The sequence below is a fragment of the Nocardioides sp. genome (assembly GCF_036374615.1).
Lineage (GTDB): Bacteria > Actinomycetota > Actinomycetes > Propionibacteriales > Nocardioidaceae > Nocardioides.
This window is the reverse complement of record NZ_DASUTK010000048.1, coordinates 1-10,527: the sequence shown is the minus strand read 5'-3', so window position 1 is coordinate 10,527 and position 10,527 is coordinate 1. Positions and strand designations below refer to the sequence as shown.

The window sequence follows — 10,527 nt, the reverse complement described above, 5'->3', positions numbered from 1 at the left end:
CACGTGCGGGCGGCCGACGAAGCGGTGCACCTCGGCCCGACGCCGGCCACCGCGTCGTACTTGAACATCGAGGCTCTCCTCGACGCGGCCCGGCGCACCGGTGCCGACGCGGTGCACCCCGGCTACGGGTTCCTGTCGGAGCGGGCGGAGTTCGCCGCGGGGGTCGCCGAGGCGGGGTTGACCTTCGTCGGCCCGCCGGCGGCGGTGATGGAGCAGATGGGGCGCAAGGATCGGGCGCGGGAGATCGCGGTGAAGGCCGGGGTGCCGGTGGTGCCCAGGGCCCAGCCGGGCGAGGCGCTCGACCTCCCGCTGCTGGTCAAGGCCGCCGCCGGCGGCGGCGGCAAGGGGATGCGCATCGTCCGCAGCGCCGGCGAGCTCGAGGGTGCGATCGCCGCGGCCAAGCGCGAGGCGGCGTCCGCGTTCGGGGACGACACCCTCCTCCTCGAGAGGTACGTCGAGCGCGGCCGCCACGTCGAGGTCCAGGTGCTCGCCGACCACCACGGCAACGTCGTGCACCTCTTCGAGCGCGACTGCTCGGCGCAGCGCCGGCACCAGAAGGTCCTGGAGGAGGCCCCGGCCCCGACCCTCACCGACGAACAGCGCACGGCGATCACCAGCGCCGCCGTCGACCTCGCCCGCCACGTCGGCTACACCAACGCCGGCACCGTCGAGTTCCTGCTCGACGACGAGACCGGCGAGTTCTACTTCCTGGAGATGAACACCCGGCTCCAGGTCGAGCACCCGGTGACCGAGCTGGTCACGGGTCTCGACCTGGTGGAGCTCCAGCTCCGGGTGGCCCTCGGCGAGCCGCTCCCGATCGCGCAGGACGACGTCCGGCTGACGGGCCACGCGATCGAGGCGCGTGTCTACGCCGAGGACTCCTTCGGGGGGTTCCTCCCGCAGGCCGGGCAGGCCAGCATCGTCCGCTGGCCGGCGGGAGACGGCATCCGCGTCGACCACGCCCTCGAACCCCGACAGGTCGTGTCCACCTCCTACGACCCGATGCTGGGGAAGGTGATCGCACACGGCCCCGACCGCGAGTCCGCCCGCCGGCTGCTGGTCGACGCCCTCGACCGCACGTCGATCCTCGGGCTGACGACTAACGCCGGGTTCCTGCGGGCGCTGGTCGCCTCCGACGAGTTCCGCGACGCGACGATCGACACCGCCTGGCTCGATCAGCACGACGTGCCCTCCCCTGACGACGAGCTCCCGCGTGCGCTGGCGGCGTGGACGTCGGCGATGGTCACCTCGCTCGACACGGGCCACCCGTTCCAGGCCGACGGATTCCGCATCGCCGGCCCCCCGGCTCCCACGCTGGTCGAGCTCGACCGTGACGTGGTGGTCGACCGCGCCACCGGCCGGGTCGACGGCCTCGCGGTGCGCGAGATCTCGGCCGCCGACCACGTGCTCGAAGCGGTCGTCGACGGACACCGGGTCCGTGCCGTCGTCAACGCGCAGCGTGACTTCGTCGACGTCGCGCTCCACGGCCAGCGACACCACTTCAGGCGCCCGGACCGGTTGGCCGGTGCTGCCGCGACCTCAGACGGCAGCGTCACGGCCCCGATGCCCGGGACCGTGCTCGACGTCCGCGTCACCACCGGCGAGACGGTCGAGGAGGGCACCGTCCTCGGCACCGTGGAGGCGATGAAGATGGAGCTGGCACTCCGGGCGCCGTTCGCCGGCACCGTGACGACGGTGGGCACCGCGCCGGGCGCCCAGGTCGCGCTCGGTGACACCCTGTTCGTCGTGCACTCCCTGCCCGCTCAAGACCAGGAGGAGGACGCGTGACGCTGCCGATGGTCGAGCCCCGCGAGGGTCTCCCCGACCGGGTCCTGATCTACGAGGTCGGCCCACGAGACGGGCTGCAGAACGAGGCTGCGATCGTCCCGGTCGACGCCAAGGCGGAGTTCGTACGCCGACTCATCGGAGCCGGTCTGCCGGTGGTGGAGGCGACGTCCTTCGTCCACCCGCGGTGGGTGCCTCAGCTCGCCGACGCCGCGGACCTGATGACTCGCCTCGGTGACGCAGGTCGTGACTGCCCGGTGCTGGTGCCCAACGAGCGCGGTCTCGACCGGGCACTGGAGCTCGGGCTGCGTCACGTCGCCATCTTCGGCTCAGCGACCGAGACGTTCGCGCAGCGCAACCTCAACCGCTCCCTCGACGAGCAGCTCGCCATGTTCGAGCCCACGGTCCGGCGGGCACGTGAGGCCGGTCTCGACGTCCGTGCCTACGTGTCGATGTGCTTCGGCGACCCGTGGGAGGGCCCGGTCCCGGTCGCCCAGGTGGTCGACGTCGGCAAGCGGCTCTTCGACCTCGGTGCCAGCCAGCTCAGCCTCGGCGACACCATCGGGGTCGGCACGGCTGGTCACGTCCGGTCGCTGCTCGACGCGTTCGCCGCCGCCGGCATGACCGTCGGCCAGCTCGCAATGCACTTCCACGACACCTACGGTCAGGCCCTCGCCAACGCGCTGGCCGCCCTCGAGTGCGGCATCACGACGTTCGACGCCAGTGCCGGTGGGCTCGGCGGCTGTCCCTACGCGAAGTCCGCGACCGGCAACCTCGCCACCGAGGACCTCGTGTGGCTGCTGAACGGGCTCGGCATCGAGCACGGGGTGGACCTGGCCGCGCTGGTCGACACCAGCGTGTGGATGGCCGGCGTGCTCGGACGGCCCAGCCCGTCGGCCGTCGTGCGGGCACTCGGAAGCGGTGCGGCAGAATCACCAGCATGAGTCGGACGGTCTACCTCCACATCGGAGCGCCGAAGACCGGCACCACCTACCTGCAGGACCGGCTCACGCGCAACGTGGCGACGCTGGCGGAGCACGCCGTCCACTTCCCCAGCCGCTCACCGCTGGTCAGCCCCGCGCTGTTCCACTTCCGGGCAGCCCTCGACCTGCTCGGCCAGGACTGGGGCGGCGAGCCGGGACACGCGAAGGGCAGCTGGGACGCGCTCGTGAAGCGGATCCGGCGTCGCACCGGGACCGTCGTGGTGAGCCACGAGATCCTCGCGCCCGCCCGGCCGCGCTACGTCGCGAAGGCGATGCAGGACCTCGACGGCTCCGACGTGCACATCGTCTACACCGCGCGGGACCTCGCGCGCCAGCTGCCGGCCGCCTGGCAGGAGAGCATCAAGCAGGGCCGCAAGTGGCGCTACCAGCGGTTCCTGCGGCAGGCCGAGCACGGCCGGACCTGGTTCGCGCGGTCCTTCGACCTGCCGTCGGTGCTCGGCACCTGGGGGGCGCACGTGCCGCCGGAGCACATCCACGTCGTGACCGTCCCGCCCGAGACGACGCCGGGGGACGGTCTGTGGGAGCGCTTCTGCCGCGCCGTGCGCATCGACCCGGCCTGGGGGCCGGTCGAGAGCAGCCGGTCCAACGCGTCGCTGGGCGTCGTGGAGACCGCGGTGCTCCGCCAGCTCAACGTGCGGCTGGACCGGGAGACCCGGCGCGAGGCGGCGTACGACCACCTGATCCGGCAAATGCTCGCCGAGCAGGAGCTGGTGCGGGGCGACTCGCCGCGGATCACGCTGCCACCCGACGACTACGACTGGGTCGAGGAGCGCACCCGGCAGTGGCTGGAGTGGGTCGACCAGTCCGGGGTCGAGGTCGTCGGGGACGTCGGTGACCTGATGCCGGTCCGACCGGCCGACGGGGGTTCCTGGCGCAACCCCGATCGGGTGAGGCCGCGGCTCCGGTTCCGGGTTGCGATGGAGGCGCTCGCGGCGATGACGAACGAGGCCGCGGCCCGACCCGACCCCGACAACCGGCTCACCGGCCGTCTCCGCAAGAACGCGGAACGGCTGCGCTCCCGGTGACCGAGCGGGCGTGGGGGTGGGTCGCCCACCTGCGTGAGGGAGGCACGACCCGGTGGCGCGACTGGACGGGCTCAGGCCCGGCGACCGGACCGGTGCTGCCCGGCGCCCAGCAGCTCGAGCTGCTGCGTCGCGCGAACCTGGTCGGCCGGCCGTCCGCCGTGCTCGCCGGCCGGATCCTCGCCGTCGACCCGCCCCGTCGCGCGCGACCCGGGCTGCCGCTTGTCGACGGGCCGCCGGTGCCCGACCACGGACCCCGACCCGTCGACCCCACCACCGTTCCCGACACCGAGCTCACCCGGCTCGCCGCGGTGCTCCTCGCCGAGGAGGTCGCGGGACACACGCCGTCGCCACCGCGCCGCGGCCGGCTCCGGCCGTGGCGGGTGCGCTATCACCTGCTCGGCGACCCCGAGCACGTCGAGCCCTGGCGTCGCCACCTGATCGCCCGCGGCCGGCCCCCGGGCGGGTACGGCGGCCGCGTGGTCGTCGTCGGGACCGACACCGGCCGGATGCTGGTCGACCTGTGGAGCGCCCACTGCTTCCGGCACGGTGCCGTGCCGTGGCCGCAGTGGCTCGCCCGGCGGGTGTCTCGGGGCGACCTGCCCGGACCGCTCGACCTCGACGCGCTGGCTCGCCGCGAGCAGGACCGACCGGAGCCGAACCGGGTCCACGTCGTCACGGATCCGGCCCTGGTGGGTCGGCTGGTCGGCGTACGCCGTGGGCCGGGCCTGCCGCAGCCGATGGCGGCCTCCGCGGTCGACCTCGGCCGTCGCGTGTGCGCGGTGCTCCGGCCGTTGGCGGCGCCGGAGGACCGGGCGCGGTTGATCACCGATGTGCTCCGACCGGTGCTGGCGGACGCCCCAGGGTTGCCGCTCGCCGTGCCCAGCGCCCACCGGGCGTGGGTGCGCAGCGAGGCCGAGCGGCTGCACCGGCAGCTCGGCCGTGGTCGCTACCCTGTCCACGGTGACGCAGGCCTGGTGCTGCCGGTCGACCGGGCCGGGGTCGAGAACCCCGACGTGGCCGAGACGCTCGCGCTGGCGCTCCGACTGCTGCTGTCCGCCGCACTGACGCCGACACCGGAGGAGGGGTCGTGAGCCGCCGGGTCCTGCTCCACGTCGGAACCCCCAAGACGGGCACCAGCCACTTCCAGGACGTGCTGTTCCGCAACCGCGGCCGGTTGCGCGAGCAGGGAGTGCTCTACGCAGCGGAGCGGTTCGACGCCCACTTCCTCGCGGCGCTCGACCTGATGCAGCTGCCGTGGGGCGGTCTGGAGAACGAGGCGGTCGGGCGGTGGGACGCGCTGGCCGGGCAGGTGCGTGACTTCCTCGGCCAGCCCGGTGACCGCGCTGCGATCATCAGCCACGAGATCCTGGCGACCGCATCGCGCGCCCAGGTCGGCCGTGCTCTCGCCTCGGTCGGGCACCCTGACACCGAGGTGCACGTCGTTCTCTCCGTGCGCGACCTGGTGCGGCAGATCCCCGCCGAGTGGCAGGAGAACGTCAAGCACCGCCGGGAGCTGCCCTACGGCCGGTTCCTCGACCAGGTCCGCGACCCGCAACGCGACAGCGCGATCGGCGCATGGTTCTGGGGCGTCCAGGAGATCCCCGACATCCTCGACCGGTGGGCGGCCGACCTGCCACCGGAGCGCGTGCACCTGGTGACGGTGCCGCGGCCGGGCGGGCCGCGCGACCTGCTGTGGCAGCGGTTCAGCACCACCTTCGGACTCGACGACCTCGACCTCGACGTCGAACCGGAGCGGGTCAACCCGTCGCTGGGCGTGCCCGAGACCACGGCCGTGCGCCGGATCAACATCAAGGCGAACAAGCTGGTCCCACCGGCGGCTTACCGGCCGCTGGTGCGCGAGCTGATCGCCCACCAGACCCTGTCGCGCCGCACCGACTCGCCCCGGCTGACGCTGCCGCCCGAGGATCACGGCTGGGTCGCCGAGCTGCAGCAGCGGTGGAGCGCGGTGATCCGCGAGCGTGGGTACGACGTCGTGGGCGACCTCGACGACCTGGTCGGCGACCCGCCTCCCGCGACGTACGCCGACCCGGACCGGGCCGACGAGGCGCAGGTGGCTGACGCCGCGCTCGACGCGGTCACCGCGCTGCTGGTCGAGAACGCCCGGCTGGTGCGGACCGAGCGCGACCTGCGGGCGGAGCTCGACGAGACCCGGCGCGAGCTGGAGCGGGCATTCCTGCGACCGACGTACCGGTGGCGCGAGAAGACCGTGCGCCGTCTCCAGGGGAGCCGGGCGGGCCGGTCCGCGCTCCGGGTCTACCGGGCAGCGCGGAGCAGGAGCTCGCGGTCGGCGTAGCGCCCGATCCGCCAGGCGTGGATGCCGTCGGCTCCCGCACCGACCACACCGCCCACGACCGGCACCCGCCGGCCGACCGTGGTCGCGAGCCGCTTGCCCGCGACCTTGGTGATCAGGTCGGCGGCCACGATGCCGGAGACGCTGACGTCGAGCCCGGGGTCGTAGGAGGGCGCCGTCGCGAGCGCCATGGGGGGCGCGGGGAGCTTCTTCTTCTTGACCATGTCGCTGACCGTCTCGTCGCCGAGCAGGCACACGAGGATCGCGTTGCGCACGCGCGAGTCGTCGAGGTCGTAGCCACGCAGGTGGGCGATGCCGGCGACCATCCGGCACTCGATCAGGGCCAGCCCGGTGATGTTGGTGGGGATCGCGACCGCCGCGGTCACCAGACCGCCCATGTTGGTGACGAACCCCTGGGCGCCGGCGTAGCGGACGTGGTTCTCGATCACCTCGTGGATGGCGCGGTCGATGTCGCCGTGCTGCTCCTCGAGCTGGGCCTCCGCCGCCTTGGCCGCGGGCGGCAGCGGCCCGACCCCCTCGATCGCCCGCCGGAGCGCCTCGCGCACGAACGACGCCGTCAGCCCCGGTGCCACGTCGGCCACCCGCGGAGCCAACCGCTTGGAGATCGAACTGATCGCGCCCATACCGGAATCCTACGGAGGGGGTGGGGGTCGGGCCCGCGGCGCCGCTACGGTCGAGGCCATGCCGCCCGTGGAACCGCCGCCGACCGGCTGGGGGTTCCCGCCGCCTGAGCGGTGGCCGGACGACGACGACCTGGTCGCCATCGGCGCGGACCTCGAGCCGGGCACGCTGCTGGCCGCCTACCGGAGCGGTCTGTTCCCGATGCCCTTCCCCGAAGCCGGTGCCCCCGGCTGGTGGAGCCCGGTACGCCGTGGAGTGCTACCGCTGGACGGGATGCACGTCAGCCGGTCGCTGCGCCGCTCGGCCCGCCGGTTCGAGATCCGGGTCGACACCGCCTGCGCCGAGGTGATCGACCGCTGCGCCGACCCGCGTCGACCGAGCGGCTGGATCGACGAGGACATCCGCTCGGCGTACCTCCGCCTCCACGAGCTCGGCTGGGTCCACTCGGTGGAGGCCTGGCGCAGCGGCGGGCTCGCGGGCGGGCTCTACGGCGTGGCGATCGGCGGGTTGTTCGCCGGCGAGTCGATGTTCCACCGCGAGACCGACGCCTCCAAGGTCGCCCTGCGCGGCCTGGTCGACCTGCTGGCCGACGAGCACGCCGAGGGCCGGCTGGTCGACGTCCAGTGGGCCACGCCGCACCTGACCAGCCTGGGGGTCGTGGAGATCGACCGCGAGACGTACCTGACGCGGCTGGCGGCAGCGCTGCCGCTGCCGGCCCCAGCGGCCTGGCGCGCGCGGTAGTCCGCCGCGAAAAACATCGATCTGCCCGCCCCATTTGATGGATTTGGCGGCGGAGTATCGAGCGTTCAGACGACCTGTGGCCGGCCGTCGGTCTCGCTCACCATCGTCCGGCCCGAGCCGGCCCAGTCGACCATCCCGCCGTCGAGGTTGACGGCGTCGTACCCCTGCTGGACGAGGTACGCCGTGACCCGCGCGGACCGGTTGCCGACCCGGCACACCACGAGCACCCGTCCCTGCGGGATCTCGTCGCGCCGCTCCACGAGCTCCATCATCGGCAGGTGCTGGGCGCCGTCGATGTGCCCGTGGTCCCACTCGACCTGCTCGCGCACATCGAGCACCGAGAGCCCGTCGGGGAGCGGGTCGTCGAGATCGGAGACGGTCACGGCGGGAATGGAGGAGAACATGTGCCCTCTCACTTGAGCAGTCGAGACATCCGGCGGTCGGCCAGCGGCTTGCCACCGGTCTGGCAGGTGGGACAGTACTGAAGGCTCGAGTCGGCGAAGCTCACCTCACGCACGGTGTCGCCGCAGACCGGGCAGGCCTCGCCCGCGCGGCCGTGGACCGCGAGGTGGGACTTCTTCTCGCCCTTCAGCTCACTGGCGGCCAGTCCACGCGACCGCTCGACGGCGTCACCCAGTACGTCGCGGATCGCGTCGAAGAGTGTCTGCAGCTCGCCGTCGGTGAAGCCGTTGGCCGGCTTGAACGGGGACATCTTCGCGGCATGGAGGATCTCATCGGAGTAGGCGTTGCCGATCCCCGCGATCGTGCCCTGGTGACGCAGCACGCCCTTGACCTGCGCGCGGCCGGCGCCCTTCAGGATCTCGGCCAGCCGGTCGATCGTGAACCCCTCGGCGAGCGGGTCGGGCCCCAGGGACGCGATGCCCTTGACGTCGGAGGGCTGCCGCACGACGTACGCCGCCAGGCTCTTCTTGGTGCCGGCCTCGGTCACGTCGAGGCCGGTGTCGTCGTCCAGCACGACCCGGACGGCGAGCGGCGACTTGTTGCTCGGGCGTGGCGGCACCGGAGGCAGCTCGTCGCGCCAGCGGATCCACCCGGCGCGAGCGAGGTGGAACACCAGGTGCAGGCCCGAGGCGTCGATGTCGAGGAACTTGCCGTGCCGGGTGACGTCGTCGATCAGGGTGCCCTCGAGGGCCTGCACCGGCGGGTCGAACGTCTTCAGCGCGGAGAACGCCACGATGTGGACCTTGGCGATCGCACGGTCGGCGAGCCGGCCCCGCAGATCCTGGGCCAGCGCCTCCACCTCGGGCAGCTCGGGCACGGTGGCGAGTCTAGTGTCGTGCTCCACCACTACCGCCGGCGCCGGCGGAGGCGCAGAATGGTGAGGTGCCCAAGGCCCGCCCGCTACCGGAGTCGGGGTCGATCCACCTCGACGCCCGCGGGGGCGACCGAGCGCTGCGGATCTCCTGGCACCAGGAGGCCGGGCTGGTCGTGCTCTCCCTGTGGCGAGACAACGTCTGCACCGGCTCCTTCCGGCTCGACGTCGACGAGGTCCCCGACGTGATCGAGGTGCTGCGCGCCGGACTCGACCAGGCGTACGACGTGGCGCTCACCCGTCGCAAGGCCCGCCTCGGCGAGGTGGGCTGACGGCGGGGTGACGCGCCGCCGCGAATCTACGACGCACGCTAGACACGCCGATACCCTCCGAGCGTGGACCCGATCCGGAACCCGTACGCGCCCGGCGCCGGCCAACGACCGCCCGAGCTCGCGGGCCGCGACGAGCAGCTGGCGGCGTTCGACGTCGTCCTCGCTCGGGTCGCCGCAGGCCGCCCAGAACGGTCGCTGGTCCTGACCGGTCTGCGCGGCGTCGGGAAGACGGTGCTCCTCAACGCGCTTCGCTCGGCAGCGGTCCGCGCGGGATGGGGCACCGGCAAGCTCGAGGCCCGGCCGGACCAGTCGCTGCGCCGCCCGCTGTCGAGCGCACTTCACCAGGCGGTCCGTGAGCTCGGGCACCGCGACGAGGAGTCGGTGTCACACGTGCTCGGCGTGATCCGGTCCTTCGCGCAGCGCGAGGCGGGTCAAGGGGCGAAGCTCCGCGAGCAGTGGCACCCCGGCATCGACGCGCCCGCGGTCAAGGGCCGCGCCGACTCCGGCGACGTGGAGATCGACCTGGTCGAGCTGTTCACCGACCTCGGCGGGCTCGCCGCCGACCAGGGCAAGGGGGTCGCGGTCTTCATCGACGAGATGCAGGACCTCGGCCCGGACGACGTGTCCGCGCTGTGCGCCGCCTGCCACGAGCTCAGCCAGTCCGGGCTGCCGCTGATCGTGGTCGGCGCCGGCCTGCCGCACCTGCCGGCCGTGTTGTCGGCCTCGAAGTCCTACTCCGAGCGACTGTTCCGCTACCAGCGGATCGACCGACTGCCGCGTGAGGCCGCCGATCGGGCTCTGGTCGCCCCCGCCGCAGACGAGGGGGCGTCGTACGACGAGGACGCCCTCTCCGCGATGTACGACGCCACCGGCGGCTACCCCTACTTCATCCAGGCCTACGGCAAGGCGGTCTGGGACCGCGCCCCGCGCTCGCCCATCTCGCGTGGCGACGTGGCGGTCGCGGCGCCCGAGGCGGAGTCCGAGCTGGCGGTCGGCTTCTTCGGCTCCCGCTTCGAGCGGGCGACGCCGGGGGAGCGCGACTACCTGCGCGCCATGGCCGACGCCGCGGTCACCCTGGCCGAGGCCGCTCCGCTCGACGAGGTCGAGAGCGTGCCGACGGCCGACGTCGCTGCGGTCCTCGACAAGAAGCCGCAGTCCCTCTCCCCGGCCCGCGACGCGTTGCTCAAGAAGGGCCTCATCTACGCGTCCGAACGCGGCAGGATCGCCTTCACCGTGCCCCACTTCGGGCGGTACCTGCGGCAGCAGGCCTGACCTGCTGGACCGCGCGCCTCCGCGCTAGGAGCCGGTGCCTGGCGGCGGGAACCCGCCGACCGCGGTGGCCTGCTCGCGCACGACCTGCCACTGCCCGCTGCGCTTCTCGTAGAGGTAGAGGTGCCACGCCTCGTGGGCAAGC

General features: G+C 73.2%; 11 protein-coding genes. 8 read left to right on the top strand and 3 right to left on the bottom strand.

What is annotated here, in order from left to right; translation table 11 throughout:
* The 5 genes from VFZ39_RS03980 to VFZ39_RS03960 form a co-directional block, all read left to right on the top strand.
* The coding region (locus VFZ39_RS03980) for an acetyl/propionyl/methylcrotonyl-CoA carboxylase subunit alpha (protein WP_330864428.1) at positions 1-1,788 on the top strand (1,788 nt) is incomplete at its 5' end.
* Between the two features lie 8 nt (positions 1,789-1,796).
* Positions 1,797-2,729: a hydroxymethylglutaryl-CoA lyase gene (locus VFZ39_RS03975; RefSeq protein WP_330864429.1), complete on the top strand. Its 933-nt coding sequence runs from the start codon at positions 1,797-1,799 to the stop codon at positions 2,727-2,729.
* Positions 2,726-3,814, top strand: coding sequence for a hypothetical protein (locus VFZ39_RS03970; RefSeq protein ID WP_330864427.1), 1,089 nt, complete (start codon positions 2,726-2,728; stop codon positions 3,812-3,814). Before VFZ39_RS03975 ends, VFZ39_RS03970 begins: the two co-directional genes overlap by 4 nt.
* Positions 3,811-4,905 carry a hypothetical protein gene (locus VFZ39_RS03965; RefSeq protein WP_330864426.1) on the top strand — a complete coding sequence of 365 codons (1,095 nt, stop codon included), beginning with the start codon at positions 3,811-3,813 and terminating at the stop codon, positions 4,903-4,905. The genes VFZ39_RS03970 and VFZ39_RS03965 overlap by 4 nt, the downstream gene beginning before the upstream one ends.
* The gene (locus VFZ39_RS03960) at positions 4,902-6,128 is read left to right on the top strand and encodes a hypothetical protein (protein ID WP_330864425.1); all 1,227 of its coding nucleotides are present in this window, start codon (positions 4,902-4,904) and stop codon (positions 6,126-6,128) included. The genes VFZ39_RS03965 and VFZ39_RS03960 overlap by 4 nt, the downstream gene beginning before the upstream one ends.
* Here the strand turns inward: VFZ39_RS03960 and VFZ39_RS03955 are convergent.
* Complete coding sequence (locus VFZ39_RS03955; RefSeq protein ID WP_330864424.1) at positions 6,089-6,769, bottom strand: EcsC family protein; 681 nt, start codon at positions 6,767-6,769, stop codon at positions 6,089-6,091. The genes VFZ39_RS03960 and VFZ39_RS03955 overlap by 40 nt on opposite strands.
* Before the next feature lie 58 nt (positions 6,770-6,827).
* Here VFZ39_RS03955 and aat point away from each other — a divergent pair, with 58 nt between their 5' ends.
* Positions 6,828-7,508: a leucyl/phenylalanyl-tRNA--protein transferase gene (gene aat, locus VFZ39_RS03950; protein ID WP_330864422.1), complete on the top strand. Its 681-nt coding sequence runs from the start codon at positions 6,828-6,830 to the stop codon at positions 7,506-7,508.
* A 65-nt stretch (positions 7,509-7,573) separates the two neighbouring features.
* Here the strand turns inward: aat and VFZ39_RS03945 are convergent, their stop codons facing one another.
* Both VFZ39_RS03945 and VFZ39_RS03940 read right to left on the bottom strand, forming a co-directional pair.
* Positions 7,574-7,891, bottom strand: coding sequence for a rhodanese-like domain-containing protein (locus VFZ39_RS03945; protein ID WP_330864421.1), 318 nt, complete (start codon positions 7,889-7,891; stop codon positions 7,574-7,576).
* Positions 7,892-7,920: 29 nt separating this feature from the next.
* A complete protein-coding gene (locus VFZ39_RS03940) occupies positions 7,921-8,787 on the bottom strand; it encodes an Fpg/Nei family DNA glycosylase (protein WP_330864420.1) in 867 nt (288 codons plus the stop codon).
* A gap of 65 nt (positions 8,788-8,852) precedes the next feature.
* Here VFZ39_RS03940 and VFZ39_RS03935 point away from each other — a divergent pair, with 65 nt between their 5' ends.
* Together VFZ39_RS03935 and VFZ39_RS03930 are read left to right on the top strand one after the other, a co-directional pair.
* Positions 8,853-9,113, top strand: a complete 261-nt coding sequence (locus tag VFZ39_RS03935) for a hypothetical protein (RefSeq protein ID WP_330864419.1) — start codon at positions 8,853-8,855, stop codon at positions 9,111-9,113.
* A 63-nt stretch (positions 9,114-9,176) separates the two neighbouring features.
* The gene (locus tag VFZ39_RS03930) at positions 9,177-10,385 is read left to right on the top strand and encodes an ATP-binding protein (RefSeq protein WP_330864418.1); all 1,209 of its coding nucleotides are present in this window, start codon (positions 9,177-9,179) and stop codon (positions 10,383-10,385) included.
* The last annotated feature ends 142 nt before the right edge of the window (positions 10,386-10,527 follow it).

Coding starts and splice junctions, on each gene's coding strand:
- VFZ39_RS03975 (WP_330864429.1), top strand. CDS start 1,797: ATGGTCGAGCCCCGCGAGGGTCTCCCCGACCGGGTCCTGATCTACGAG.
- VFZ39_RS03970 (WP_330864427.1), top strand. CDS start 2,726: ATGAGTCGGACGGTCTACCTCCACATCGGAGCGCCGAAGACCGGCACC.
- VFZ39_RS03955 (WP_330864424.1), bottom strand. CDS start 6,769: ATGGGCGCGATCAGTTCGATCTCCAAGCGGTTGGCTCCGCGGGTGGCC.
- aat (WP_330864422.1), top strand. CDS start 6,828: ATGCCGCCCGTGGAACCGCCGCCGACCGGCTGGGGGTTCCCGCCGCCT.